General features: G+C 75.6%; 24 protein-coding genes. 13 read left to right on the top strand and 11 right to left on the bottom strand.

The window, feature by feature from the left end; translation table 11 throughout:
- Positions 1 to 53: 53 nt before the first annotated feature.
- Both ACZ3YO_RS11575 and ACZ3YO_RS11570 read right to left on the bottom strand, forming a co-directional pair.
- Positions 54 to 824, bottom strand: a complete 771-nt coding sequence (locus ACZ3YO_RS11575; RefSeq protein WP_465567938.1) for a class I SAM-dependent methyltransferase — start codon at positions 822 to 824, stop codon at positions 54 to 56.
- A 28-nt stretch (positions 825 to 852) separates the two neighbouring features.
- Complete coding sequence (locus ACZ3YO_RS11570; RefSeq protein WP_465568065.1) at positions 853 to 1680, bottom strand: sugar phosphate isomerase/epimerase family protein; 828 nt, start codon at positions 1678 to 1680, stop codon at positions 853 to 855.
- On the opposite strand from ACZ3YO_RS11570, the gene ACZ3YO_RS11565 reads away from it, so the two are divergent.
- Positions 1649 to 2359: a pentapeptide repeat-containing protein gene (locus ACZ3YO_RS11565; protein ID WP_465567935.1), complete on the top strand. Its 711-nt coding sequence runs from the start codon at positions 1649 to 1651 to the stop codon at positions 2357 to 2359. The genes ACZ3YO_RS11570 and ACZ3YO_RS11565 overlap by 32 nt on opposite strands.
- On the opposite strand, the gene ACZ3YO_RS11560 is transcribed toward ACZ3YO_RS11565, so the two are convergent.
- The 5 genes from ACZ3YO_RS11560 to ACZ3YO_RS11540 form a co-directional block, all read right to left on the bottom strand.
- Entirely contained in the window at positions 2349 to 3311 is a 963-nt protein-coding gene (locus ACZ3YO_RS11560) for a Ppx/GppA family phosphatase (RefSeq protein ID WP_396321871.1), read from the bottom strand. The genes ACZ3YO_RS11565 and ACZ3YO_RS11560 overlap by 11 nt on opposite strands.
- Before the next feature lie 91 nt (positions 3312 to 3402).
- Entirely contained in the window at positions 3403 to 4266 is an 864-nt protein-coding gene (locus ACZ3YO_RS11555) for a glycerophosphodiester phosphodiesterase (protein WP_465567931.1), read from the bottom strand.
- A 201-nt stretch (positions 4267 to 4467) separates the two neighbouring features.
- Positions 4468 to 5790, bottom strand: coding sequence for an SUKH-4 family immunity protein (locus tag ACZ3YO_RS11550; RefSeq protein WP_465567928.1), 1323 nt, complete (start codon positions 5788 to 5790; stop codon positions 4468 to 4470).
- A 178-nt stretch (positions 5791 to 5968) separates the two neighbouring features.
- On the bottom strand, positions 5969 to 8941 hold the full coding sequence (locus ACZ3YO_RS11545) for a toxin glutamine deamidase domain-containing protein (protein WP_465567925.1): 2973 nt from the start codon (positions 8939 to 8941) through the stop codon (positions 5969 to 5971).
- A gap of 84 nt (positions 8942 to 9025) precedes the next feature.
- Positions 9026 to 9451 (bottom strand): hypothetical protein, encoded by a 426-nt coding sequence (locus ACZ3YO_RS11540; RefSeq protein ID WP_465567922.1) that lies wholly within the window; start codon positions 9449 to 9451, stop codon positions 9026 to 9028.
- A 258-nt stretch (positions 9452 to 9709) separates the two neighbouring features.
- Between ACZ3YO_RS11540 and ACZ3YO_RS11535 the strand changes: the two genes are divergently transcribed.
- Complete coding sequence (locus tag ACZ3YO_RS11535; RefSeq protein ID WP_465548461.1) at positions 9710 to 10519, top strand: DUF3109 family protein; 810 nt, start codon at positions 9710 to 9712, stop codon at positions 10517 to 10519.
- A gap of 19 nt (positions 10520 to 10538) precedes the next feature.
- Here the strand turns inward: ACZ3YO_RS11535 and ACZ3YO_RS11530 are convergent, their stop codons facing one another.
- Together ACZ3YO_RS11530 and ACZ3YO_RS11525 are read right to left on the bottom strand one after the other, a co-directional pair.
- Complete coding sequence (locus ACZ3YO_RS11530; protein ID WP_465567920.1) at positions 10539 to 11708, bottom strand: NADH-quinone oxidoreductase subunit D; 1170 nt, start codon at positions 11706 to 11708, stop codon at positions 10539 to 10541.
- A complete protein-coding gene (locus ACZ3YO_RS11525) occupies positions 11705 to 12721 on the bottom strand; it encodes an SAM-dependent methyltransferase (protein WP_465567918.1) in 1017 nt (338 codons plus the stop codon). The genes ACZ3YO_RS11530 and ACZ3YO_RS11525 overlap by 4 nt, the downstream gene beginning before the upstream one ends.
- Before the next feature lie 129 nt (positions 12722 to 12850).
- Between ACZ3YO_RS11525 and ACZ3YO_RS11520 the strand changes: the two genes are divergently transcribed.
- The 8 genes from ACZ3YO_RS11520 (at position 12851) to ACZ3YO_RS11485 (ending at position 20812) form a co-directional block, all read left to right on the top strand.
- The gene (locus ACZ3YO_RS11520) at positions 12851 to 14080 is read left to right on the top strand and encodes a sensor histidine kinase (RefSeq protein ID WP_465567915.1); all 1230 of its coding nucleotides are present in this window, start codon (positions 12851 to 12853) and stop codon (positions 14078 to 14080) included.
- 52 nt (positions 14081 to 14132) lie between these two features.
- Complete coding sequence (locus ACZ3YO_RS11515) at positions 14133 to 14822, top strand: response regulator (RefSeq protein WP_465567912.1); 690 nt, start codon at positions 14133 to 14135, stop codon at positions 14820 to 14822.
- An 88-nt stretch (positions 14823 to 14910) separates the two neighbouring features.
- On the top strand, positions 14911 to 15855 hold the full coding sequence (locus ACZ3YO_RS11510) for a Rossmann-like and DUF2520 domain-containing protein (RefSeq protein ID WP_465567909.1): 945 nt from the start codon (positions 14911 to 14913) through the stop codon (positions 15853 to 15855).
- 3 nt (positions 15856 to 15858) lie between these two features.
- Complete coding sequence (panC, locus tag ACZ3YO_RS11505) at positions 15859 to 16764, top strand: pantoate--beta-alanine ligase (protein WP_465567906.1); 906 nt, start codon at positions 15859 to 15861, stop codon at positions 16762 to 16764.
- 92 nt (positions 16765 to 16856) lie between these two features.
- Positions 16857 to 17306: an aspartate 1-decarboxylase gene (gene panD, locus ACZ3YO_RS11500; protein WP_396321881.1), complete on the top strand. Its 450-nt coding sequence runs from the start codon at positions 16857 to 16859 to the stop codon at positions 17304 to 17306.
- 17 nt (positions 17307 to 17323) lie between these two features.
- Positions 17324 to 19027 (top strand): L-aspartate oxidase, encoded by a 1704-nt coding sequence (locus ACZ3YO_RS11495; RefSeq protein WP_465567903.1) that lies wholly within the window; start codon positions 17324 to 17326, stop codon positions 19025 to 19027.
- Between the two features lie 4 nt (positions 19028 to 19031).
- Positions 19032 to 19994: a carboxylating nicotinate-nucleotide diphosphorylase gene (gene nadC / locus ACZ3YO_RS11490; protein WP_396321883.1), complete on the top strand. Its 963-nt coding sequence runs from the start codon at positions 19032 to 19034 to the stop codon at positions 19992 to 19994.
- Between the two features lie 32 nt (positions 19995 to 20026).
- On the top strand, positions 20027 to 20812 hold the full coding sequence (locus ACZ3YO_RS11485; protein WP_465548422.1) for a type III pantothenate kinase: 786 nt from the start codon (positions 20027 to 20029) through the stop codon (positions 20810 to 20812).
- Positions 20813 to 20829: 17 nt separating this feature from the next.
- On the opposite strand, the gene ACZ3YO_RS11480 is transcribed toward ACZ3YO_RS11485, so the two are convergent.
- A complete protein-coding gene (locus ACZ3YO_RS11480; protein ID WP_465567900.1) occupies positions 20830 to 21906 on the bottom strand; it encodes a hypothetical protein in 1077 nt (358 codons plus the stop codon).
- Positions 21907 to 21958: 52 nt separating this feature from the next.
- A complete protein-coding gene (locus ACZ3YO_RS11475) occupies positions 21959 to 22513 on the bottom strand; it encodes a SigE family RNA polymerase sigma factor (RefSeq protein ID WP_465548420.1) in 555 nt (184 codons plus the stop codon).
- 353 nt (positions 22514 to 22866) lie between these two features.
- Between ACZ3YO_RS11475 and ACZ3YO_RS11470 the strand changes: the two genes are divergently transcribed.
- The 3 genes from ACZ3YO_RS11470 to ACZ3YO_RS11460 are packed head-to-tail and all read left to right on the top strand — an operon-like array spanning position 22867 to position 26470.
- Complete coding sequence (locus ACZ3YO_RS11470; RefSeq protein ID WP_465567896.1) at positions 22867 to 24546, top strand: peptidoglycan-binding protein; 1680 nt, start codon at positions 22867 to 22869, stop codon at positions 24544 to 24546.
- Entirely contained in the window at positions 24543 to 25238 is a 696-nt protein-coding gene (locus tag ACZ3YO_RS11465; protein ID WP_465567893.1) for an ABC transporter ATP-binding protein, read from the top strand. The genes ACZ3YO_RS11470 and ACZ3YO_RS11465 overlap by 4 nt, the downstream gene beginning before the upstream one ends.
- Positions 25235 to 26470, top strand: a complete 1236-nt coding sequence (locus ACZ3YO_RS11460) for an ABC transporter permease (RefSeq protein ID WP_465567890.1) — start codon at positions 25235 to 25237, stop codon at positions 26468 to 26470. The genes ACZ3YO_RS11465 and ACZ3YO_RS11460 overlap by 4 nt, the downstream gene beginning before the upstream one ends.
- Positions 26471 to 26613 lie beyond the last annotated feature (143 nt).

The following is a 26613-nucleotide window of genomic DNA, read 5'->3' as shown; positions in this document are numbered from 1 at the left end:
CTTCCGAGACTACGCCCGCCGTCCGTGCGGTGGACGCCACGTCCGCGATGCGGTCAGCCGCGTGTGCGCGCCACGGTCAGGTCCAGCACGTACGGCTCGGTCACCCAGCCGTCCGGGAACTCCGCCAGAAGGGCCTCGCGCTCGACGGCGAGCAGCGGGGCGCGCTGCTCGGGGGTGAGGGAGGCGAGGTAGGAGCGGGAGGTGAGGTCGGTGAGCACGTGGTCCACCGTGACCCGGCGCTCCCAGCGCAGCACGGCGCTGCCGACCCGCAGGTCGTACGGGGCGAGGTGGCCGGCGATCTCGTTGACCGCGCCGTAGCCGTGGTACCGCTCCTGCAGGGCGACGGCGAGCCGCTCGCCCATGGCGCGCACCCAGCCGACGCTGCTGTCCTTCACGTTCCACCAGGTGGCCAGGGCGCCACCGGGCCGCAGCACGCGGATCGCCTCGGGGACGGAGCGCTCCGGGTGGGTCCAGTGGAAGGCCTGGGCGTAGGTGACGAAGTCGGCCGAGTGGTCGTGGAAGGGCAGCTCGTCGCCGCCGCCCTTGACCAGCGGCAGGGCCGGCGAGGAGGCCAGGAACTGGGCGCCCATGCCGTCGTTGGGCTCGACACCGATGACGTCCGCGCCGCGGCCGGCCAGCAGCCGGGTGGCGATACCGGTGCCCGCGCCGACGTCCAGCACCCGGGCGCCCTTCAGCGGACGGCCAGCCAGGCGCTCCAGCTCGTCGAACAGCTCGTCCGGGTACGAGGGCCGCGCCCGGTCGTACTCGGCGGCCACCCCGCCGAAGGACTTGGCCAGCTCCCGGAAATCCGTCGCTTCCGCCATCTCTCCCCCTCCGTACGGCAGTTCGCGGTCATCGTACCCGGGCCGGGGTGGCCAGGTGGAGCCGGGTGAAGGCGAGCGCCTCGGCGAGGTCGGCCTCGCGTTCGGCGGGGGAGGCCGAGCGCCGGGTGTTGACCTCCAGCACCACGTGGCCGTCGAAGCCGGTGCGGGCCAGGTGCTCCAGCAGCTCGGCACAGGGCTGCTTTCCGCGGCCGGGGATCAGGTGCTCGTCCTTGCCGGAGCCGCTTCCGTCGGCCAGGTGGATGTGGGCCAGCCGGCCGCCCATCCGCTCGACCATGGCGAGGGCGTCGATCCGGGAGGTGGCGGCGTGCGAGAGGTCGATGGTGAAGTGCTGGTACTCCTCCTCGGTGACGTCCCAGCCGGGGGCGTAGGCGAGCATCTCGCGGTCGCGGTAGCGCCACGGGTACATGTTCTCGACGGCGAAGCGGACGTCGGTCTCACCCGCCATCCGGTTGATGCCCTCGACGAACTCGCGGGCGTACTGGCGCTGCCAGCGGAACGGCGGGTGGACGACGACGGCGCTCGCGCCGAGCTTCTCGGCCGCGGCCCGGGCCCGGACCAGCTTGGTCCACGGGTCGGTGGTCCAGACCCGCTGGGTGATGAGCAGGCAGGGCGCGTGCACGGCCAGGATCGGCATCCGGTGGACGTCGGAGAGCCTGCGCAGCGCTTCGATGTCCTGGCTGACCGGGTCGTTCCAGACCATCACCTCCACCCCGTCGTAGCCCAGCTTGGCGGCCAGTTCGAAGGCGATGGCGGTGCCGGCCGGGTAGACGGAGGCGGTGGAGAGGGCGACCTTGGTGTCGGGGATGTGCAGGGCCGGGTGCGGGGGCAGCACCAGACGGTCGGTGGTGCGCAGCAGCGGGGCGGTCCGGCCGGCGGCCTGCCGGGCGGCCTTGACGGACTTCACCGACTGCACGGCGGCCTTGGCGGCGCCGGCGGCGCGTGCGGTCCGCGTCTCACGGGGCGCCTGGGCGGTGGGCGCCTTGACCGCGGGGGCCTTCCTCGGCTGCTTCCTCGGCTTCCTCGCCGGCCCGGCCGGGGTGTCCTCCCGGGTGTCCTTCTCCGGGGCGTCCTTCTCCGGGGCGTCCTTCTCCGGGGCGTCCTTCTCCGGGGCGTCCTTCTCCGGGGCGTCCTGCGCGCTCTGCGGTGCGGCGCTCCGGGCGGCTTTCCGTCCGGCCTTCTCCGTGGCCTTCCGGTCGACCCCGCCGGCGGCCTTCTTCGCCGCCGCCGCGGTCTTGGCGGCGGTCGCCGCCTTGGCCGCCCGGACGCCCTTCACCGCCTTGCCGAGCTTGCGGGAGCGGCCGGCCGTCCCGTCCGGGCCCTCCGCGGGGCCCTCCCCGCCGGCCGGGCGCGTGCGGCGCGGGGCGTCCGGCCGCGGCTGCCCGTCCCCGGGTGCGCGGCCCTCCTGCGTCCCGTCCTCGCCCGCTGCTTGCGCCACGGGAGACAGCGTAAGCGGACCGCGCCCGGAACGGGGAGCAGGGCCCTCGGGGTCGGTCCGGACGGCCCTCAGGTGGTGAGGGCGGGACGGCGGCGGTCGGTGGGGCTGTCCATGGTGTCCAGGCGGCGCAGGATGATGCCCTCGCGCAGCGCCCATGGGCAGACGTCCAGCTCGTCCAGGCCGAAGAGGTCCATCGCGGCGTCGGCGACCAGCGCGCCGGCCAGCAGCTGCTTGGCGCGGCCCTCGGAGACGCCGGGGATCTGCGCCCGTTCGGCGACGGTCATCGCGGAGAGCCGGGGCAGCCAGGCGGAGAGGTTGCTGCGGGTGAGCCGCCGGTCCGCGTAGGGGCCGGCGTCGGCGGGGGCGGCGCCGGTCATCCGGGCGAGCTGCTTGAAGGTCTTGGACGTGGCGACGGCGTGGTCCGGCGCGCCGAGCCGGGCGATCTCGCCGACCACCGCGGCCATCTCGGCCCGGATGTGGCGTCTGAGGCCGCGCAGATCCTCCGGGTCGGCGACGTCGCCGGGCAGCCACCGGCCGGTGAGGCGGCCGGCGCCGAGCGGCAGCGAGCAGGCGACGTCGGGCTGCTCGTCCAGCCCGCAGGCGATCTCCAGCGAGCCGCCGCCGATGTCGAGGTTGAGCAGCCGGCCGGAGGACCAGCCGAACCAGCGGCGGACGGCCAGGAAGGTGAGCCGGGCCTCGTCCTGCCCGGAGAGCACCCGCAGCTCGACGCCGGTCTCCTCGGCGACCCGGCGGAGCACCTCCTCGCCGTTGGCGGCCTCCCGGACGGCGGAGGTGGCGAACGGCAGGATGTCGACGACGCCCTTGTCCTCGGCGACCCGCAGCGAGGAGGCGACCATGCCGACCAGTTTGTCGACGCCTGGTCCGCTTATCGCGCCCTGCCCGTCGAGGAGTTCGGCCAGCCGCAGCTCGGCCTTGTGGGAGTAGGCGGGCAGCGGGGCGGCCCCGGGATGGGCGTCCACCACGAGGAAGTGGACCGTGTTGGAACCTACGTCGAGCACACCGAGTCGCATAACTCTCCACGCTACGCGATCCTGCCCCGGGGCAGACCTGGCACGGCGGTATTGGTGCTGGTCCGGGCCAGTCCGCCGGGAGGGCCCCGGCTCAGTGCACGCGGGCGCGTCGCGGGGCGGCCTCCGGGCTCCCGGTGCGGCAGTCGGCGTCCGCCCAACGGCGGGCCCTGGCGGGGGTGTCGGTGATCAGGCCGTCGGCGTCCCGCTCGGTCATCAGTTGCCAGGACTCCTCGTCGTCCAGTGTCCAGACGTAGACCTCGCGGCCGGCCCCGTGCTCGGCGGCGATCCGGGAGGCGGTGGCCAGCGTGGCGTCGAGGGCGATGCCGTGCAGCGGCAGGCCGCCCGGGTCCTCGGCGATGCCGGCGCCCTGGATGAGGACCACCGGCAGGCCGGGGGCGGCGGCGTGGGCCTGGCGCAGGTGCTCGGCGGAGAACGAGTACAGGAAGACCCGGGCGCCACTGCCGGCCGCGATCCCGGCGATCCGGGAGACGTCCTCGGCGCGCTGCCACTTGAGCTCCATCAGCAGCGGGACGCCGGTGCCGGCCAGCCGCCCCAGCAACTCCTCCAGGGTCGGCACCGGTTCGGCCGGGCCGGGGCCGACGGTCACCCGCAGCTCGGCGAGCTGGGCGGAGGTCAGGTCGGCGATCGCGCCCTTGCCGTTGGTGGTGCGGTCCACGGTGGCGTCGTGCATCAGCACCGGAACGCCGTCCCGGGTGGTCTGGACGTCGGTCTCCAGCCAGTCGGCGCCCTGCTGGAGAGCCTTCTCGAAGGAGGCCATGGTGTTCTCGGGGGCGTCGAGCGGCGCGCCCCGGTGGCCGATCACCACCGGCGGGGCGCAGACCGGCTGGGCGGCGGCCGGGCGGGCCCGCAGCCCGGGATCGGAGGCGCAGGCGGCGGCCAGCACCGCGATGGCGGCGAGCACGGCCGTGCGGGCGGCGCGGGGCGACGTGGTCACGGCGGCGGGGCTCCAGCTCTGTTGCGGACGCCGCGGTGGAGGCGGGCGTCCGGGGGGATCGTCGGAGGTCGGCCAGGAATCGTCAAGATGATCTGACAACCCGACAGTTCGGTCGGCTCTCCTCAGGGTGCGCCCGCTCCCCGGGACGCCCCGGCCGCGGCGCACCGCAGATCACCCGGACGCACGCGCCCGCCTCCGCCGTCACAGCAGGCCGTCCCAGAGCTGCTCGACTATGACGGCCCACCAGTTCTCCGGGTCGTCGAAGACGGTCGGGTCGATCGCCGCCAACCCGCGCTGCAAGGCGTCGACGGCGGCCCCGGCGGCCAACGGGTCGAGCCCGCGCAGGCCGGGCAGCCGCTCGGCGAACAGCGCCAGGCAGCGGACGAAGGACGCCGGCCCGTCGTTGCAGTGCCGAGCGGTGGCGTAGTCGGGGTCGACCGCCCGGACGGCGCCGCAGGCGGTGTCCACCGTGATCAGCGCCCAGCCGTCCGTGCCCAGCAGCAGCTGCGGGGCCAGGGCCAGGCGCTCCCGCTCGGCCACCCGGGTGCCCCGGCCGATCTCCGCCAGGTGGCCGGCCAGCGGCGGCAGCACCGTACCGGGCCGGGTGCCGTCCGCGATCGCGTCCGGCCGGGGGTGGTGCAGCGCGAAGAAGCCCTCGACCGCCACCGGCACGCCGACCGTCAGCAGGACGCGGGCGGAGGCCTCCGGCAGGTCCGCCCGGGCGACGTCCGCCGGGTCGAACCGCTGGACGCCGCCGGCGCCGAACCGTTCCACCAGCCGGGCCGCCAGCACCCCGTCCGGCTCGGCGGGCACCGGCGGCAGGGTGCGCGGGAACGGCACCCGGTTGCGGGCCGGCGCCCCCTCCCCGGGACCCTCGGGCGCCTCGGGCGGCAGGGCGCGGACGGCCGCCGCACGGTGGTCGAAGTACGGCCCGTACGGCAGGTCGAAGCCCACTCGGACGTCCGGCAGCTCGGCCGCCAGCGCGTACGCCCAGTAGCCGCCGGGCAGCGCGCTCAGCCGCAGGTCGGTGTGGACGGACAGCATGTGCTCGGCCCGCACGCCCTGCTCGCGCAGCCACCACCAGCCGCGCAGCGCCGGGTGCGGCAGGCCGGGCGCCGAACGCAGCGCCAGCGAGCGCACCTCGCCCAGGTCGTCCCGGTAGGTCAGCTCGGCCCGGGTGCCCCGGCCGGTGGCCGGCGGCCGGGCCGGGTCGTGGGCGCCCGCACCGAGGAAGTCCCGGTAGAGCGCGACCACCGCGTCCACCGGCACCGACGGCCAGACGGTGAACCGCCCGGTCTCCCGGTCCACCACCGCACAGGCCGCCCCCACCTCCTCGGGAGCCCGCCGCTCCCCCGTCAGCGGGTCGACCCGGGCCGGCGACGGCTCGGCCCAGACCACCCAGCCCAGCTCGAACTCGTGCGAGTGCACCCGCCGGCTCCCGGTCGAACCGTCGGCCGAAGCCCTCGGCAACTCGCCGTTGATCCAGCGGTGGGCGGCCTCGATCGCCTGCGCGCGGGTGGTCACGTGGTGGAGCTCCTTGCATGGGCGCGAGCACGGACGGACGGACCGGACGGCGGGCACCGGAGCGCCGGTCCGGCCTCCGGCCCCCCACCGGCCACCTGCCAGGATCCCACGCGCCGCCGGCGCACCGGCCGGCCCGGCCCCCGCCCGGGGAGACGGCGCCGGGCGGACGGACGGGACGTCACGAGGCCTGGGCCGTGGCGAAGTCGGGGCGGCGGGCGGCGAGGTCGAGGGGGCGGCCGTCGGGGTCGAGGGCGATGGCCCAGAGGCCGTGGGCGGCGTCGTGCAGGGGGGCGTGGTCCTGGCGGCCGACCTGGTGGTCGAGGTAGGTCACGGTGTCCTCGTGGTTGACGGCGTTCCAGGCGTGCGGGCGGCCGAAGCCGTCCAGGGTGAGCAGCACGGCCTGAGCACCGTGGCCGGCCCGCCGCAGCTCGCCGGCAAGCCGGCCGAAGGCCGTTCCGCCGTCGCCGAGGTCGCGGAAGGGTGCGCCGAGTTCCCGTTCGGCGCGGTCGCGCCCGCCGCGTTCGCCCGCGTCGCCCTCGGTGGGGATGCGCGGGGCCGCGCAGGTCGGGCGGCCGGTGAAGGTGTCGACGGCGGAGAGGGCGATCTCCAGGCTGTTGTTGGCCCGGCCGGGCTCGCGGTGCCCGCCGTCGTTGACGACCTCGGCCCAGCCGCCGGCCGCCGGGTCGGGGTGACGCAGCGGCAGGCCGTCGGCGTCCCGGGGCGCGCGGCGTTCGATCTCCCGCTGGTGCTCGGGGTCGACGGGGCCGAGGCCGCCGGGCAGGCCGTAGGGGCGGCTGTCGGCGATGGTCCGCAGCCGGAGGACGAGCTCGTCGGGGGCGGTGCCGCGCCTCCCCCGCAGGGCGAGCTGAAGGGCCATCGCGTGGGCGGTGGCGACGGGCACGGCGGCCCAGTCGAGCCCGGTCTGGCCCTCGGCCGGGGAGCCGTCGGGGCGGCGCCGCTGGTCGCCCGGGTGGAACTCGGGGCGCCCGGTGCCGGGGCCGGCGACCGGCGGGGCGGCCGGGGGCGGCGGCACGATCAGCGGGCCCGGTGTGGTGACGGGGTGCGGGGTGCCGGTGGCGGCGCGCGGGCCGCCCCCCGGCCCGGCGCCGGGCCGGGCCTCGCCGGGGGCGTGCTGTCCGGAGGCGCCGGGCGCCGCGGACCCGCCGGGCACCGGGCTGCCCGTGCCGACCGGGACGCCGACCACTCCGGCGGGCCCGGCCGGTACCGGCGCACCGGGGTGGGCGCCACCGGCCGGCGGACCGGCGACGCCGCCGCCGAACGGTGCCGTGCCGTGCCCGGCCGCCGGCGGGGCGGCGCTGTAGCCGCCGCCGTAACCACCGCTGTAGCCGGCCGACCCGCCGCCGAGCGGGCCGGGGCCGGTCGGACCCGCGGCCGGTCCGGCCCCGACCGGCACGTTGAACGGGCCGTTGTAGGAGGTGCCGCCGTACGAGCTGCCGTGCGAGGCGCCGCCGCCCGACGGCGCGTCCGGCCCCGGCGTGTACGACGGGTACGAGGCGGGCGCCGACGGCGCGGGCGGGGCGAGCACGGAGTCGGTCCGCACGGTGACGGGCCCGCCGCCGGAGGCGTACGAGGCCGCGGCCGGGGTGGCCGGCGCCAGGTTGTAGTCCCCCTCGGCCGGGCCGCCGCCCCCGCCGCCGTGGTGCGCCGGGGCGGCCGGCCGGTCCGGGGTGTCCGGGCGGGCGGGTGGCGGCGACCAGTCGCCGCCACCGGTCACCGGGCCGGTCCGCACCGGCGCCCGGCCGCCGTCGGCGGCGGAGGCGTCCGCGCCGGGGCCGCCCGAGGAGACCGGCCCGCCGCCACGGCCGTGCCCGTTGCCGTCGGCCCCGGCCATGATCACCAGGTCGTCCGGCCCGGCCCCGGTCACCCCCGCCCCGGGTGCCACGGGGGCGCCCGGCGCGCCGGGCAGCACGGCGCCCGGCCCGTCGGCGAGCAAGCCGCCCGGCTTGCCGTCGAGTCCGTGGCCGTTCCCCTTGCCGCCCCCCGCGAGGTCGGACAGCGGGACGACGACCTCCTTGCCGTCCTTGTCGGTCAGCACCGGCCGGCCGTCCTTGCCGAGCACCGGCCGCCCGTGCTCGTCGACCTTGACGGTGAGGTCCTCCACCCCGACCACCGGCCTGCCGTCCGCGCCCCGGACGACGAGCAGGCCGCTCGGGTCGGCGACCGGCGTGCCGTCGGCCCGGACGATGACCGGGTTGCCGAGCTCGTCCAGCACCGGCCGGCCGGTCTCGTCCAGCTTGACCGCGAGCCCGGGGACGCCGACCACCGGCTTGCCGTCCTCGCCGATCACCGGCTTGCCGTCCTTGCCGACCACCACCGCCAGGCCGGCGCCGCCCGCGCCGAGCACGCCGGGCTCGCCGAGCGCGGCGGGCAGGCCTGCGGCCAGCGGGTCGAACGCGCCGTCGGGGCCGGTGGTGTACGAGGCCGGTCGGACGCCGCCGGGGCCGCCGTCCGGCCCGAGGCGCAGCATGGCGACCACGGCGGGCTCCTTGAGCGTGCCGCTCAGCCCGTCCTTCATGGCCCGGCCGAGTTCGTCCAGCAGCCCGCCGATCTTCAGCTTCGCGGCCTCGACGGCGAGCGCCGCCGACACCTCGGCGACCTTCTCGGTGGCGGCGTTCTGCACCCCGGTCGCGATGGCGTTGACGCCTTGCCGGAGCCCCCCGAAGACGCCGCCGGGGGCGCTGCCCCCGCTCTGGGTGGTCTGGGTGGCGGCGGCGATCGCGGCCGCGGCCTCCTTGGCCTTGGCCGCCTGCTCCTCGGCCTTCTTCAGCTCGGCGGCCAGCTCGGTGAGGGTGGCGACGATGTCGCCCTTGCAGCTGTCGACGGCCCGGGCGGCCTTGTCGAAGGCGCCGGCGATCAGGCCGGTGGCGGAGTGGGCGTCGTCCAGGTGGCCCTTGCCGCTCCCGCTGAACGCCTGCCAGTACGCCTCGAAGGCCTCCACCGCGCGGCCGGAGTTGTCCCCGGCGACGCGCTTGGCGGAGTCCCCGCCGCGCTTGCCGAGGCGCTCGGCCTCGGTGCCGAACTCGCGCCAGAGTCCGGCTGCCTTGCGCAGCCCGTCCTCGTCGGCCTGCGGCCACTGGTGACCGGTCCTGGCCAGTACCGGCGCCAGCTCCTCGGGCAGTTTCCGGGACACGTGCCTCCCCCTTCGACGTGCGGTCTTCGAACTGCGGACTTCGCCGTGCGGGCCATCGGCCGCACCGGCCGGACGGGCCGGCGGTCAGGCCGACATGTCCTTGGGGACGGTCTTCCCGCCCGCCGGGGTTGCGCCCGTCCTCCCGCCCGGCACCGCCGCGCCGGGCCCCGCCCCGCCGCCGAACCCCGTCGCGGCCGAGGTGTCCGCGTCCGCGGTCCGCTCGGCCATGGTGTGCAGCCCGGAGCCGACCTGGCCGAGCCGGCCGGCCAGCCCGCGCAGGCCGCCGAGCAGCCCGCCGTGCGCGTCCTTGTAGACGGCGGCGAACCCGCTGCCCGGCTTGTCCAGCCCCCACGGGCTGCCGAGCGCGGCGAGCGCCTGCTCCAGGGTGGCGGCCGCCTTCCCGAAATCCTGCGAGATCTTCTCGAACTCCCGCCCCTCGCCGTGCAGTTCCCACGGCTTGATGACGAACTTGCCGCCTCCGGACCCGCCTGTACTGCTGCCGCTGGCCATCCCCGTACCTCCCCGTAGCGGACCGGCCGCCATCCTAGGGCCGCTTCCGGGCACCCCCGCAGCACGCCGGGGACCTCTTCACCCCGCCTTCACGCCCGCCGACGCGGCGTACCCCTGCCGTCACCCGGTGAAATCGTCGCAAATGCCCAAGCCACGGGCGGTTCGCACCGGGCGCCGAGGCTCTACCCTTGCCGAGTGGCAGCAGCAGACACGTCCAAGAAGAAGTCCAAGACCGGCACCACCGCGGTCGACCTCGCGATGCCCACCCTGCGTGCCGAGGTCCCGCTCGACTTCCCGCGCGCCTGGGTCGAGTTCGGCGACCCCGACGACGAGGAGCAGGTCTTCCGCTGCGACCTCACCTGGCTGACCTCCCGCTGGTCGTGCATCTTCGGCCAGGGCTGCCAGGGCATCCGCGAGGGCCGGGGCGAGTCGGACGGCTGCTGCACGCTCGGCGCGCACTACTCGGACGAGGACGACGAGCAGCGTGTGGCCGGCCACGCGGCCCGGCTGACGCCCGAGCTCTGGGAGAACTTCGCGCACGGCACCGACGCCAAGGGCCGGATCAAGCCGGACGGCGGCATCACCATGCTCGACGAGGACGGCGACCGGCAGACCCGCCGGGTCAACGGCGCCTGCATCTTCGTCAACAGCCCGGGCTTCGCGGGCGGCGCCGGCTGCGCCCTGCACGCGCTCGCCCTCAAGGAGGGCAAGGAGCCGCTGGAGACCAAGCCGGACGTCTGCTGGCAGCTCCCGGTGCGCCGCACCTACGACTGGATCGACCGCCCGGACGACACCCGCTACCTCCAGGTCACCATCGGTGAGTACGACCGCCGCGGCTGGGGCCCGGGCGGCCACGACCTGCACTGGTGGTGCACCGGCAGCCCGGACGCGCACACCGGCGCGGACCCGGTGTACGTCAGCTACCGCCCCGAGCTCACCGAGCTGATGGGCAAGGCCGCGTACGACGTGCTGGCCGGCCTCTGCGAGCAGCGGATCGCCACCAAGGGCGACCGCAGAGTGGCACCGCACCCGGCCGACCCGGCGAAGCCGAAGAAGAAGCAGCCGTAGGCGCGGGCTGCTCGGCGGCCTACTTGTCGATGTCCCCGACGACGAAGAACATCGAGCCCAGGATCGCCACCATGTCGGCGACCAGGGTGCCGGGCAGCAGCTCGGTCAGCGCCTGGATGTTGTTGAAGGACGCCGAGCGGAGCTTGAGCCGCCAGGGCGTCTTGTCGCCGCGCGACACCAGGTAGTAGCCGTTGACGCCGAGCGGGTTCTCGGTCCAGGCGTAGGTGCTGCCCTCGGGGGCCTTGAGAACCTTGGGCAGCCGCAGGTTGACCGGGCCGGGCGCCAGCGTGGCCAGCTTGTCGAGGCAGGCGTCGGCGAGGTCCAGCGCGTTGACGGTCTGCTCCAGCAGGCACTCGAAGCGGGCCAGGCAGTCGCCCTCCTCGCGGGTGACCACGGTCAGCACCGAGCGCAGCTCGTCCGAGCCGTACGCGAGGTAGGGCTCGTCGCGGCGCAGGTCGAAGTCGAGCCCGCTGGCGCGGGCGATCGGCCCGCTGACGCCGTACGCCTCCGCGTGCGCCCTGCTGAGCACGCCGACGCCGGCGGTGCGGGCGCGGAAGATCTCGTTGCCGAGGACGAGGTCCTCGAAGACCGGCAGCTGGGAGCGGACGGTGGCGACCGCCGCACGGACCCGGCCGAGCCAGCCGGCCGGGAGGTCCTCCTTGAGGCCGCCGACCCGGTTGAACATGTAGTGCATCCGGCCGCCGGAGGCCTCCTCCAGGACGTGCTGGAGGTCCTCGCGGCTGGAGAAGGCGTGGAAGATCGGGGTGATCCCGCCCAGCTCCAGCGGGTAGGAGCCGAGGAACATCAGGTGGTTGAGGACCCGGTTCAGCTCGGCGAGCAGGGTGCGGATCCAGACCGCGCGCTCGGGCACCTCCATGCCGAGCATCCGCTCGACGCCCAGCACCACGCCCAGTTCGTTGGCGAAGGCGGAGAGCCAGTCGTGCCGGTTGGCCAGCATGATGATCTGCCGGTAGTCGCGGGCCTCGAAGAGCTTCTCCGCGCCGCGGTGCATGTAGCCGATCACCGGCTCGGCGGTCACGATCCGCTCGCCGTCCAGCACCAGCTTCAGGCGCAGCACGCCGTGGGTCGCGGGGTGCTGCGGGCCGATGTTGAGCACCATGTCGGTGGTGCCCGCCTCGCCCGTGAAGTTCTCGGCTCCCGCCCCGATGCCGACCGTGGTCTCCCTCATGACCCCAGAGTCTGCCATCCCGGCAGCATCCCCAGGCTCTCCGGTACCGGCATGCGGACGGTCTGCGCGAGCCAGCCGAACGCGCCCAGGCCCGCGGAGTCGGTCAGCTCGGCGCCCTCGCCCGCACCGCCGAGCGCCCGCAGGTAGGCGAGGGGGTCGGTGGAGGCCAGGGCGAGCGCCGGGCGGGCGCCGCTGACGCCGAGCGCCCGCAGGGCGTCGCGCTGCGTCGTCCACAGGCTGTGGAGACCGGGCACGGCCACCGCGTCCAGCGCCACGTGCGCGGTGACGTCGCGGGAGCCGTCCGGCACCGGCGGCACCTCGCGTCCGGCCCGGAAGCCGGTCAGGGTGGCCAGCGGCGGGCGGCGGGCGGCGGTGTGCCCGTAGTCGACGGCGACGGCGAGGCCGCGCTCCAGCCCGGCGACGGCCCGCGCCCAGGCCGCGTCCCGAGGCCCGCCGAACTCCACGTACGCCCCCGGGTGGCGGACCGGCCACCAGCGGGCGGCCCAGGCGGCGTCCGCCGCGTCCACCGGCCCGCCCGGGCGCTCGGCGCCCGTCACGGTGTCCACCTCGACGTAGCGCAGCACCCCGTCCTCGTCCACCTCGCCGGCGTCCAGCGGCACGTTGTCCAGCCACTCGTTGGCGAACAGCAGCCCGGTGACCCCGCTCGGCACCTCGTCCGTCCACAGGGCTGTGGACGGCAGTGCGTCCGGCCGGTCGGCGATCTCCACGCCGTACGGCCGCAGCCGGGCCCGCACCGCGTCCGGCAGCTCGGCCAGCACGCCGGCCAGCAGCTCGCCGCGGCCCGCCCCGACGTCCACGAAGGCCAGCTCCTCCGGACGGCCGAGGGCCGCGTCAACCTCAAGCAGCAGCCGGGCCACCGCACGGGCGAACAGCGGGGAGGCGTGCACGGAGGTACGGAAGTGCCCGGCCGGGCCCTCCGGCCTGCGGTAGAAGCCGCCGTCCGGGTCGTACAGGGCCCGTTCCATGGCGGGCTGCCACCGCATCCAAGTCATGCAGCGGGACGCTACCGGGATCCGGGCGCACCCTCCCAAACGGAGCGAGGGCTTCTCCGACCTAGGGAGTAGGACGGATCGCCCTCCCGGCGGACCTGGGCACACTGTGCGACTGCCTACGCTTGAGACGTGCAACGACTCAACGCCTGGCTCCGCCGTCACCCCATGGTGGTCGACTCCGCCTGGGCGGCGATCGTGCTGTTCTTCGGGGTGCTGCCCAGCGACGCCGGCGAGGAGGGGTGGCGCGGGGGCGTGCAACTCGCCGTGGCGATCATCCTGCCGCTGCTGATGGTCTTCCGGCGGCGCCGGCCCGACCTCACGGTGGCCGCCGCCGTCGTCATCGGGCTCACCCAGGTCGCGCTGAACGTCGACCCGGGCTCCTCCAGCATCGCCTACCTCGTCTTCGCGTACACCGGCGCCGCCTTCGGCTCCGCCTGGATCTCCAGACTGGCCCTCGCCGCCGGCCTGGCCGCCGGGCCGCTGGTCTTCTGGCAGCAGGGGCTGCTCAAGAGCACGTACCACCCGGAAACCAGGACGACCACCCTCCACCCCTACGGCGTCGGCGAGACGCTCCTCATCACGGCGCTGATGACCAGCCCCTTCATCCTCTGCTGGGCGTGGGGCCGGCTGACCCGGGTGCGCCGGGCCTACCTGGTCGAGCTGGAGGACCGCGCCGCCCGGCTGGAACGCGAGCGGGACGCCCAGGCCAAGGTGGCCGTCGCCGCCGAACGGGCGCGGATCGCCCGTGAGCTGCACGACGTGGTCGCGCACAACGTCTCCGTCATGATCGTCCAGGCCGACGGCGCCGCGTACGTCCTGGACAACTCGCCGCAGCAGGCCAAGGAGGCCCTCGGCACGATCGCCTCCACCGGACGCCAGGCGCTGGTCGAGATGCGCCGCCTGCTGGGTGTGCTGCGGACGGCCGACACCGCCGAGGAGTATGTGCCGCAGCCGGGCGTCGAGGAGCTGCCCGAGCTGCTGGACCAGGTCCGCACGGCCGGCCTCCAGGTGGAGTTCGCCACCTCGGGCAACCTCCGCGAGCTGCCCCGCGGCGTCGAGCTGACGGTCTACCGGATCGTCCAGGAGGCGCTGACCAACGTCCGCAAGCACGGCGGCCCCGACGTGCACGCCCGGGTCGCGGTCGACTTCGGCGAGCGCGAGCTGGCCGTCCTGGTCGAGGACGACGGCCGCGGCTCCACCGACGAGCAGCTGGCCACCGGCGGCATCGACGGCCAGGGCCACGGCCTGATCGGCATGCGCGAGCGGGTCGGCATGGTCGCCGGCAGCCTCGACGTCGGGCCGCGCCCCGGCGGCGGCTTCCGGATCCGGGCCGTCCTGCCGCTCAAGGCAGCCCACTGACCGGGCCGCCCCCGAACGCCCCCACCGCGCCGCCCCCGAACTAGGAGCCACCTTGACCATCCGCGTGATGCTCGTCGACGACCAGGAGCTGCTGCGCACCGGCTTCCGGATGATCCTGCAGTCGCAGGGCGACATCGAGATCGCCGCCGAGGCCGGCGACGGCGCGCAGGCGCTGGAGAAGCTGAAGCACACACAGGTGGACGTGATCCTGATGGACGTCCGGATGCCCCGCCTGGACGGTGTGCAGACCACCCGCCGGATCTGCCTCGCCGAGGACGGCAGCCCCCTGCCGGACGCCCCGCACGTCCTCATCCTCACCACCTTCGACCTCGACGAGTACGCCTTCGCCGCGCTCAAGGCCGGGGCCAGCGGCTTCCTGCTCAAGGACGTGCCGCCGACCGAGCTGGTGGCCGCGATCCGCGCCGTGCACGGCGGCGACGCGGTGGTCGCGCCCACCACCACCCGCCGCATGATCGACCGCTTCGCCGAGGTGCTGCCCACCCCGGCCAGCGCGCCCGGCCCGGACACCCTCGGCCCGCTCACCGAGCGCGAGCGCGAGGTCTTCCTGCTGGTCGCCCAGGGCCTGTCGAACGGCGAGATCGCCGCCCGGCTGGTGCTCTCCGAGGCCACCGTGAAGACCCACGTCGGCCGGATCCTGGCCAAGCTCGGCCTGCGGGACCGGGTCCAGGCCGTCGTCCTGGCCTACGAGGCGGGTCTGATCCGGGCCGGCACCACGGATTGAAGGCGCGCCGGGCCGCGCCCGTAGAATGGGCCGGTGCGTCCGGTACCCGAGGAGGACCGGAACGGAGAGTGAGGACCAGGGCCGAGCCGTGAGCAGTGCCGACAGTGCCGACTTCGCCCCGCTCGCCGACGGTTTCGGCGACCCGGCCGACCCCGGCAACCGCCCCGCCCGGCTCGCCGTCGGCGTGGTCGGCACCGGCCGGGTCGGGCCCGCCCTCGGCGCCGCCCTCCAGCTCGCCGGGCACCGGGTGGTCGCCGCCTCCGGGGTCTCCGCCGCCTCCCGCCGACGCGCCGACGCGCTGCTGCCGGGCGTACGGATCGTCACCCCGCCGCAGGTCCTCGCCGCCGCCGACCTGGTGCTGCTCACCGTCCCCGACGACGCCCTGGCCGACCTGGTCGCCGGCCTCGCCGCGACGGGTTCGGTCCGCCCGGGCCAGCTGCTCGTGCACACCTCCGGCGCGCACGGCGTCGCCGTCCTGGAGCCCGCCACCCGGGCCGGGGCGCTGCCGCTGGCGCTGCACCCCGCGATGACCTTCACCGGCACCTCCGTCGACCTCGCCCGCCTCGCCGGCTGCCCGTTCGGGGTGACCGCCCCCGAGGAGCTGCGCCCGGTCGCCGAGGCGCTGGTGGTGGAGATGGGCGGCGAGCCCGAGTGGGTGCCGGAAGGCGTCCGCCCGCTCTACCACACGGCCCTAGCGCACGGCGCCAACCACCTGGTCACGCTGGTCGCGCAGGCCCTGGAGCTGCTGCGCACCGCCGGGGTCGCCGAACCCGGCCGGCTGCTCGGCCCGCTGCTCGGCGCCGCCCTGGACAACAGCCTGCGCTCCGGCGACGCGGCCCTGACCGGCCCGGTCGCCCGGGGCGACAGCGGCACCGTGCGGCGCCACCTGGCGCAGCTCAGTACGGTGTCCCCGGACATCCCGGCCGCCTACCGGGCGATGGCCCGCGCCACCGCCCAGCGGGCGCTCGCGCACGGGACGATCGACGAAGCGTCGGCGGCGGCGCTGCTGGACGTACTGAACGAGGAGAGCTGACCAATGGCACGCGGCAAGCAGCCGGGCAAGGCCCAGCGGGCACCCAAGGTCCACCGGGCCGTCGTGACGCGCACCGTCGCCGACTTCGAGGCGGCCTTCTGGCCGGACGAGCAGCCGGTGGACAACGCGGTCGTGATGACCATGGGCGCACTGCACGAGGGCCACGCCGCGCTGATCCGGGCCGCCCGCAAGCAGGTCGGCCGGGAGGGCCGGGTCGCCGTCACCGTCTTCGTCAACCCGCTGCAGTTCGGTGCGGGCGAGGACCTGGAGCGCTACCCGCGCACCCTGGACGACGACGTCAGGCTCGCCGAGGAGTCCGGTGCCGACGTGGTCTTCGCGCCGTCCGTCGACGAGGTCTACCCGAACGGCGAGCCCCAGGTGCGCCTGGCGGCCGGCCCGATGGGCGAGCGCTACGAGGGCGCCACCCGCCCCGGCCACTTCGACGGCGTGCTGACCGTGGTCGCCAAGCTGCTGCACATCACCGACCCGGACTTCGCCTTCTTCGGCGAGAAGGACGCCCAGCAGCTGGCGATCATCCAGCGGATGGTGGCCGACCTGGACTTCGACGTCGAGATCGTGGGCGTGCCGACGATCCGCGAGGAGGACGGGCTGGCGCTCTCCTCCCGCAACCGCTACCTCTCGGACGAGGACCGCGTGCACGCGGCGGCCCTCTCCAAGGCGCTGTTCGCCGGCCGCGACGTGGCCGCGCAGGGCCCGAAGGCCGTCCGCGAGGCCGCCGCGGCCGTCCTGGACGCCGCCGAGGGCGTCACCCTCGACTACCTCGCCCTGATCGACCCGCACGCCTTCACCGAGGCGGCGGACGACTTCCAGGGCGAGGCGGTGCTGGCCGTCGCCGCGAAGGTGGGCTCGACCCGCCTGATCGACAACGTCCACGTCATCTGCCGCTAGGCGGATGGGCACGAAGCACAGAACCGCCCGGCAACCCGGGCGAATCCGGTAGGCAACCCTCAGGCATGCACTCACAGGAGGCGTGACCCGCAATGCTCCGCACCATGCTCAAGTCCAAGATCCACCGGGCCACCGTGACCCAGGCCGACCTGCACTACGTCGGTTCCGTCACGGTGGACGAGGACCTGCTCGACGCCGCCGACCTGCTCCCCGGCGAGCTGGTCCACATCGTCGACATCAACAACGGCGCCCGGCTGGAGACGTACACCATCGCCGGCCCGCGCGGCTCCGGCGTGATCGGCATCAACGGCGCCGCCGCCCGCCTCGTCCACCCGGGCGACCTCGTCATACTCATCGCCTACGGGCAGATGGACACCGCCGAGGCCAAGGGCTACGAGCCGAAGGTCGTCTTCGTGGACGCCGACAACCGGATCACGGGCATGGGCGGCGACCCCGCCGAGGCCGGGGAGGGCACCGGGCTGCTCCGCGGCGACCAGGCGTACGGTGACGGCAACGACGCGGCCCCGACCGCCGCGCGCTGAAGGAGCCACTGAACGCCATGTCCGTCACGCACCGCCTCGCCGCCCCCGCCCCCGGCTGGACGACCACCACCGACGTCGTCGTGGTGGGCTCCGGCGTGGCCGGCCTCACCGTCGCCCTCAACGTCCGCAAGGCCGGCCTGCGGGCCGTGGTGGTCACCAAGGCGATGCTCGACGACGGCTCCACCCGCTGGGCCCAGGGCGGCATCGCCGCCGCCCTGGGCGAGGGCGACACCCCCGAGCAGCACCTGGACGACACCCTGGTGGCGGGCGCCGGGCTCTGTGAGGAGGAGGCCGTGCGGACCCTCGTCACCGAGGGCCCGGAGGCCGTCCGCCACCTGATCGCCACCGGCGCCGCCTTCGACCGCGGCGAGGACGGCGAGATCCTGCTCACCCGCGAGGGCGGCCACCACCGGCGCCGGATCGCGCACGCGGGCGGGGACGCCACCGGCGCCGAGATATCGCGCGCGCTGGTGGCCGCCGTGCGCAGCGACCCGGGCCTGGAGCTGATCGAGCACGCGCTCGTCCTCGACCTGCTGACCGACGCCGACGGCCACGCGGCCGGCCTGACCCTGCACGTGATGGGCGAGGGCCAGCGCGACGGCGTCGGCGCCATCCGGGCCCGCGCGGTGGTGCTCGCCACCGGCGGCATGGGCCAGGTCTTCTCGGCGACCACCAACCCGGCGGTCTCCACCGGCGACGGCGTCGCGCTCGCGCTGCGGGCCGGCGCCGAGGTCACCGACCTGGAGTTCGTCCAGTTCCACCCGACCGTGCTCTGGCTCGGCCCGGAGGCCGAGGGCCAGCAGCCGCTGGTCTCCGAGGCGGTCCGCGGCGAGGGCGCGCACCTGGTCGACGCGGCCGGGACCCGGTTCATGCTCGGTCAGCACGAGCTGGCGGAGCTGGCCCCGCGCGACATCGTCGCCAAGGCGATCACCCGTCAGATGCAGCTGCAGGGCACCGACCACATGTACCTGGACGGGCGGCACTTCGGCGCCGAGATGTGGGAGCAGCGGTTCCCGACCATCCTCGCCTCCTGCCGCGCGCACGGCGTCGACCCGGTCACCGAGCCGGTCCCGGTCGCCCCGGCCGCGCACTACGCCTCCGGCGGCATCCGCACCGACCTGCACGGCCGCACCACCGTCCCGGGCCTGTACGCCTGCGGCGAGGTGGCCTGCACCGGGGTGCACGGCGCCAACCGGCTGGCGTCCAACTCGCTGCTGGAGGGCCTGGTCTTCGCCGAGCGGATCGCCGCCGACCTGACCGGCCTGCACCGCACGGGCGACCTGCCCGAGCGGTCGGTGGACGTCGCGGCCGCCCGCGCCGCGCACGCGGTGCCGCTGCCCGCGCCCGAGGCGCGCGCCGAGATCCAGCGGCTGATGTCGCGCGGCGCCGGCGTGCTGCGCTCGGCCGCGTCGATGGCCGACACCGCCGCCGGGCTCGCCCTGCTCGCCGGGCGAGGGGCAGCTCACAGCCGCCGGGCCGGGGGCGCGTCCGCGGACGTCGCCGAGGAGAAGCCGGCCGACCCCCGGGTGGAGACCTGGGAGGCCGCCAACCTACTGCTGGTCGCCACCGCCCTGGTCACGGCCGCCGCGCAGCGGGCCGAGACCCGCGGCTGCCACTGGCGCGAGGACTTCCCCGAGCGGGACGACGCCCATTGGCAGCGCCACCTGATCACCACCCTCACCGCCTCCGGCGACCTTGTCAGCACCCCTGAGGAGCAGTAGAACCATGACCCACTCCCACGAGGAACTCCCGATGGCCGGCGGCTGCGGCGACGGCTGCGCGTGCGGGGACGGCGAGGGCTACGAGACCGGCCTGGACCCGCAGCTCGCCGAGCTGCTGGAGGAGGCCGGGCTGGACCCGATCGAGGTCGAGGACATCGCCACCCTGGCGCTGGCCGAGGACCTGGCCGGCGGCGAGGACGTCACCTCCGTCGCCACCGTGCCGGCCGAGGCCGTCGCCACCGCCGACTTCACCGCCCGCGAGGCCGGCGTGGTGGCCGGCCTGCGGATCGCCGAGGCCGTCGTCTCGCTGGTCTGCGAGGAGGAGTTCGAGGTCGAGCGGCACGTCCAGGACGGTGACCGGGTCGAGGCCGGCCAGGTGCTGCTCTCCGTCCGCAGCCGCACCCGCGACCTGCTGACCGCCGAGCGCAGCGCGCTCAACCTGCTCTGCCACCTCTCCGGCATCGCCACCGCCACCCGCGCCTGGGCGGACGCCCTGGAGGGCACCGGCGCGGTGGTCCGCGACACCCGCAAGACCACCCCGGGCCTGCGGGCGCTGCAGAAGTACGCGGTCCGCTGCGGCGGCGGCGCCAACCACCGGATGGCGCTCTCCGACGCCGCCCTGGTCAAGGACAACCACGTGATCGCGGCCGGCGGCGTCGCCGAGGCGTTCCGGGCCGTCCGGGCCGCCTACCCCGACCTGCCGGTCGAGGTCGAGGTGGACACCCTGGAGCAGATCCCGCCGGTGCTGGACGCCGGGGCCGACCTCATCCTGCTGGACAACTTCACCGTCCCGCAGCTCAAGGAGGCCGTCGAGCTGGTGGCCGGCCGCGCCCGGCTGGAGGCTTCCGGCGGCCTGACCCTGGCCTCCGCGCACGAGGTCGCCCAGACTGGTGTGGACTACCTGGCCGTGGGCGCGCTCACCCACTCCTCGCCGATCCTGGACATCGGCCTCGACCTGCGCGCCTGATCACCTGATCGCCCCTCACGCAGAAGGCACCCATGCTGCTCACCATCGACGTCGGCAACACCCAGACCACACTCGGCCTGTTCGACGGCGAGGAAGTGGCCGAGCACTGGCGGATCTCCACCGATCCGCGCCGCACGGCCGACGAGCTGGCGGTCCTCCTGCAGGGGCTGATGGGCTCGCACACCGCGGTCAACGAGGCCGCGGTGGAGGGCCTGGCGATCTGCTCGTCCGTCCCCTCGGTGCTCCACGAGTTCCGCGAGGTGACGCGCCGTTACTACGGTGACGTCCCCGCGGTGATCGTGGAGCCCGGGGTGAAGACGGGCGTGCACGTCCTGATGGACCACCCCAAGGAGGTCGGCGCCGACCGGATCGTCAACGCGCTGGCCGCCAACCACCTGTACGGCGGCCCGTGCATCGTGGTCGACTTCGGCACCGCCACCACCTTCGACGCGATCAACGCCCGCGGCGACTACGTCGGCGGGGCGATCGCCCCCGGCATCGAGATCTCCGTGGAGGCGCTCGGCGCGCGCGGCGCCCAGCTGCGCAAGATCGAGCTGGCCCGGCCGCGCAACGTGATCGGCAAGAACACCGTCGAGGGCATGCAGTCCGGCATCCTCTACGGCTTCGCCGGCCAGGTCGACGGCCTGGTCGACCGGATGGCCCGGGAGCTCGCCAAGGACCCGGACGACGTCCAGGTCATCGCCACCGGCGGGCTGGCCCCGCTGGTCCTCGGCGAGGCCGGCACCATCGACGTGCACGAGCCCTGGCTGACCCTGATCGGCCTGCGCCTGGTCTACGAGCGCAACCGCCCGAGCTGAGCCCGGCGGACGCCGCGTCAGGGAGCGGCCGGCGGCGAGGCCTGGGCCGTCACCGGACCGCTCTGCGGGGTGGCCTGGGCCGTCACCAGACCGGCCGGCGGGGTGGCCGGGAGCGTCACCGAACCGGCGGGCGGGGTGGCGCCGTCCGGCTTCGGGAGCGGCGGCTGGGGCACCGTCGCGCCGGCCCCCGGGACCGGGGTGGCCGGGCCCTTCCGCTTCGCGTCCTCGACCATTGCGGACACCATGTCGGAGGGCAGCGGCCGGCCGCTCTCGTGGGTCACGACGATGCCCGGGCCGCCGTCCGGCCCCGGGATGGTGGTCGTCACGTAGGGCTGCTTCTCCCCCGGGATCGCGGCGGCCACCCGCTCCCAGCGCTTGTCGGTCACCACCGCGGCCATCCGGTCGGTGGTCAGCGGCGGATCGGCCCTGGTGACGGGGGAGTCCTTCTCCAGCGGCTTGCGGTTCCACTCCTGGAGCATCAGCTGGTAGCCGTTCTTCGAGTACAACGAGGCGGACCAGGTCTTCGATCCGGCCGGCTCGCCGGACCGCGTCCCTGCCTGGTAGAGCACGACGCGTGACCCGTCCGCCGCGGTGGTCTCGGCGCAGACGTCGGGTGCGACGGTGTGCTCGCAGCCGCCGTCCGCGACCTTCACGGCGCGGGTGATCCAGAACAGGTACTGCACCACGCCCTGCCCGTCGTCGTAGGTCAGCCGCAGCTGCGGGCTGCCGCCCTCGGTCCCCCTGGCCTCACCGACCTCGACGACCTTTCCGGCCGGCAGCAGGCCGGTCAGCATGCCGAGGAACTCCTGGCCGGAGACCGGTGCGGCCGAGGCGGCGGCGGCCGGGCCGAGGCCCCCGCCACCGCCACCGCCGGTCAGACCGCCGGCGGCCACGCCGCCGACCCCGATCAGCGCCAGCGCGGCGGCACCGGCCAGGACCGACGCCCGCCGGCGGCGGCGCAGCCGGCGGCCGTACGCCCAGCCGGTGTCGACCAGCGAGGTGGTCTCGGTCTGGAATGTCTCCCCCGCGCTTGTGATCGCCGCGGCGAAGTCCTGCTCGTACTGGGTGTCGGGAAGATCCCGGTTTGCGGGCATGCTGAACCACCGTTTCAGGTCGGTCGGTCGGATGTGCGTGGGGGCGGCCGGCTCAACGCCCGGCGAGCTCGCCGAGGCTGTCGCCGAGTACGGCGCGGATCCGGTCGAGCGCCCGTACCGTCCGGGTGCGGACCGCGCCCGAACTGCTGCGAAGGATCTCGGAGGTCTCCTCGACGCTGCGGTCCTCCCAGTAGCGCAGGACCAGCACCGCCCGGTCACGCGGCGGGAGCCGGCCGAGGGCGTCGACCAGGGTCAGCCGCAGTGCCGGGTCACTCTCCCGGGCGGCACCGTCCGGGACGGCGTCGACGGGCTGCTCGCCGCTGCTGCGCCGGCTGCGGTGCGAGAGGAAGGCGCGCACCAGCACGGTGTGCGCGTACCCCGCCGGGTTGTCGATCCGGGCGCGCGGGACGAACCAGGAGGTGCGGTGCCACTGGGCGTAGATCCGCCCGAGGGTCTCCTGGACCAGGTCCTCCGCCAGGTGGGTGTCCCCGCCGGTGAGGAGGCAGGCGGTGCGGTACAGGTGCGGGGTACGGGCCGCCGCGAAGGCCCGGAAGTCCTCGTCCCGGCCCTGGACTCCTGCCGTCCGAAGCTGACCTTCTCGTGCCATCTGCCGGGCTCCCCTGCCTCGTTTTCCCCTACACCTAGATGACCGGCGGCGGGCCGGGGATGTTACAGACGTCCGGAGGATCTCCGGCGCGGCCGGTTCGGCCGGCGGGCCGGCACGGCCGCTGCCACCGGTCGGGGCCCGCCTGTTCCATGACCGCCGCTCGTACGGGTACGGCGCCTCCTCCCCGCGGAACGCCCCTGCCCGGGCGCGGATCCGCAAGGGACGGCGAGGCCGGCCGAGCGCGGCGGCCCAGGGGCCCTTCCGCAAGGTCGAGACGGTCCTGACAGTTCATCAATACTGTTGTATACAGGCCTGATTGGCCGCGGCCGGTCGGCCGGATCGAGGGTGGGGGCGTGACGGAGTTCGAGGAGCCGGAGGTGACGGCCGGGGACACCCCGGCCGATGGGCCGGAGCCGCTGGAGGACGGGCCCGGGCGCCACGGGCTGCGGCGGCGCAGGCGGCTGCTGCTGGCCGTGGTGGCGGCCGCGGTGGCCCTCTCCGGCGGCGGACTGGCCGCCTCACTGGTGATCAAGTCGCCCGCGCAGGCGGCGGCGGAGAGCAAGCCGCCGCCGGCGGACGTGCTGACCGCCCCGGTGGAGAAGCGGGTGCTGACCGACTCGGTGGTGGTCCGCGGGCAGGTCAGCGCCGGCCAGTCGGTGGACGTGGCGCCGGCCGGCGGCGGGGCGGGCGGGGTCAGGCCGGTGGTGACCAAGCTGCCGCTGAAGGCCGGCGACCAGGCCCGGGCCGGGCAGTCGGTGCTGGAGGTGGCCGGGCGGCCGGTGTTCGCGCTCAAGGGCGACCTCCCGGTCTACCGGGACCTCAAGCCCGGGGCCACCGGACGGGACGTCCGACAGCTCCAACAGGCCTTGGAGGAGCTCGGATTCGGCTCGGACGGCGACCCTGCGGGCATCTACGGGGCGGCGACCAAGACCGCGGTGACGGCGTTCTACGCGGCGCGCGGCTACGACCCGCTGCCGGCCTCCCCGGACGGGGACGCCCAGATGTCGGCCGCCCAGGACGCGGTGACCGGCGGTGAGCGGGCGCTGTCCGACGCCAAGGACGCTCTGAAGGCCGCCCGGAAGCGGTACGACGACGCGGTGGCCGCCCAGCGGTCCCAGCAGTCCTCCCAGGCCCCGGGCCCCGCGACGGCCATGGCAGGCACGCCGGCCACCCCGCCCCCCGGCGGCGGGGTGACGGGCTCCGCCGGCCCGGGCGCGAGCTCCACGGGCACGGGATCGGCCTCCGCGGGCACGGGCTCCGCCGGCGAGAGCCCGGTGGACGCCGCGCGAACCGCCGTCGACACCGCCCAGAAGCAGGTGGCCCGCTCCGGCGAGGACCTCGCCAGGCTCCGGAAGAAGGCCGCCGACGTCACAGCCGCCGACGGCCCGATGGTCCCGGCCGCCGAACTGCTCTTCATCTCCGGCTTCCCCGCCCGGGTGGACGCCGTCACCGGCCGGATCGGCGGCGAGGTCAGCGGCAGGGTGCTGACCGTCTCGGCCGGGGCCCTGGTGGTCAAGGGCACGCTGACCGTCTCCGACAAGGGCCTGGTCCACCCCGGCCAGCCGGTCGAGATCCTCTCCGAGGTGACCGGGGTCAAGGCCACCGCCAAGGTGGCGGCCGTCGCCGACGCCCCCGGCGACGGCCAGCAGCCCGCCCCCGGCAGCCCCCAGGGCGGCACCGGCCAGCAGGCCGGCGGCGGTCAGGGAGGCGGGCCGGCCGGCTACCAGCTGGTCGTCCAGCCGGACGCCCCGCTCGACCCGAAGCTGGCCGGCCAGGACGTCCGCCTCACCGTCCAGGCCGCCTCCTCGGCCGGCCCGGTGCTGGTCGTCCCGCTGTCGGCGGTCTCCGCGACGGCCGACGGCAGGACCGTGGTGACGGTCTACGAGAACGGGCGGCGCCGCCGGGTGGAGGTGACCCCGGGCACGGTCGGCGGCGGCAGCGCGGAGGTCCGGCCGCTGACCGAGGGCGCGGTCGGGCCCGGCGACCAGGTGATCGTCGGCGTGAAGGACGCCTCCGGGGCGGGCGCCCCGTGAGCACCCCCGTCGTCGAGTTCCGCCAGGTCGGCCTGACCTACCCGGGGCCGCCCCCGGTCGCCGCCCTCAGGCCCTGCGACCTGGCCGTCGCCCCGGGCGAGTACGTCACGGTGATCGGGCCGTCCGGCTCCGGCAAGTCCACCTTCCTCAACCTCGCCGGCCTGTTGGACACCCCCACCACCGGCCGGTACCTGCTGGACGGCATCGACACCGGCGCGCTCCCGGACGGCGACCGCACCGCGCTGCGCGGGCGCCGGATCGGCTTCGTCTTCCAGTCCTTCCACCTGCTGCCGCACCGCTCGGCGGCCGAGAACGTCGCCCTCGCCCTGCTGTACACGGCGGCCCGCGGCCGCCGGGCCGCCGCCGAGCGACGGGAGCGCGCCCGCGCGGCCCTCGTCCAGGTGGGCCTGGGCCACCGACTGGACGCCCTGCCGACCCGGCTCTCCGGCGGCGAGCGGCAACGGGTCGCGATCGCCCGGGCACTGGTCGGACGGCCCTCGCTGCTGCTCTGCGACGAGCCGACCGGCAACCTGGACACCGCCACCGCGGAGTCCGTCCTCGCCCTGCTGGACGAGCTGCACGCGCGGGGCCTGACCGTCCTGCTGATCACCCACGACCCGCAGGTGGCCGCCCGCGGCCGGCGGACGGTGGCGATCCGCGACGGCGTGCTGCGGGAGGTGGCCGCGGCATGAGGCTGCGCCGTCGTACCCCCGTGGTCGAGCCGTCCCGGCTGCCGCTGCGCGACCTGCTCTCCGAGGCCCTGGCCGGGCTGCTGCAGCGGCCCGCCCGCTCGACGCTGACCGGCCTCGGGACCGTCCTCGGGGTCGGCGCCTTCGTGGCCGTCCTCGGCCTGACCGCCACCGCCTCCGCCCGGATCGACTCCCGGTTCAGCGTGCTGACCGCGACCGAGGTGAACGTCGAGGACACCGGCGGGCCGCGGCCGGAGCTGACCGCCCTTTCCTTCCCCTCCGACGCCGACGCCCGGATCCAGCGGCTGAACGGGGTCGAGGCGGCCGGCGTCTACTGGCCGGTGCACCAGGCCACCGGCACCGTCCGGGCCGCGCCGGTCGGCCGGCCGAACGGCGGGGAGCAGGTGGCGGTGGTCGCCGCCTCGGCCGGCGTGCTGGCGGCGGCCGAGCCGCAGCTCGTCCAGGGCCGGACCTTCGACTCCTGGCACGACGGCACCGGCCGGCAGGTCGCCGTGATCGGCGCCGCGGTGGCGGCCCGGCTGGGGATCACCACGCTGGACACCCAACCCGCGGTCTTCCTGGACGGCAGGCCGTTCAGCGTCATCGGGATCGTCGGCGACGTCCGCCGCAAGGCCGACCTGCTGCTCTCCGTCACCGTGCCGCGCGGGGCCGCCGAGAGGCTGTGGGGCCCGCCCGACCGGAGCCGGGCGAAGATGGTCATCTCCACCAGGATCGGCGCGGCCCGGCAGATCGCCGACGAGGCCGCGCTCGCCCTGGACCCGGCCCACCCGGAGAACTTCAAGCCGGTGCCGCCCCCGGACCCGCGCACACTGCGCTCCGACGTCACCTCCGACCTCGACCGGCTCTTCCTGCTGCTCGCCGGGCTCTGCCTGGTGATCGGCGCCGTCGGGATCGCCAACACCACCCTGGTCGCCGTCCTGGAGCGGACCGGCGAGATCGGCCTGCGCCGGGCGCTGGGCGCCAGGGGCCGCCACATCACCGGCCAGTTCCTCGCCGAGTCGGCCTCGCTGGGACTGGTCGGCGGCCTGGTCGGCACCTCGCTGGGGGTGCTCACGGTGCTCGGCGTGGCGCTGGCCCGCGACTGGACCCCGGTCGTCGACCCCGCGACGGTGGCCGCCGCGCCGGTCATCGGCCTCGCCACCGGCCTGCTGGCCGGCGTCTACCCGGCCTGGCGCGCGGCCCGGATCCAGCCGGCGGAGGCGCTGCGACGCTGACGCCGCACCGGTCCGGCGCCGGGCGGACGGCCCCGGCCCCCGCCCGGGCCCTTCGTCCACGGGACATCCGCGGGCATTCGGCGGGCCGAACGTGGGGCATCGGCGCGACGTTACCGACAAATCGGATATTCCTCACGTAGTGT

The organism is Kitasatospora sp. NPDC022785, from assembly GCF_055561295.1.
Note: the sequence above shows the minus strand (reverse complement) of the source record. Positions and strands in the feature narration are given on the sequence as shown.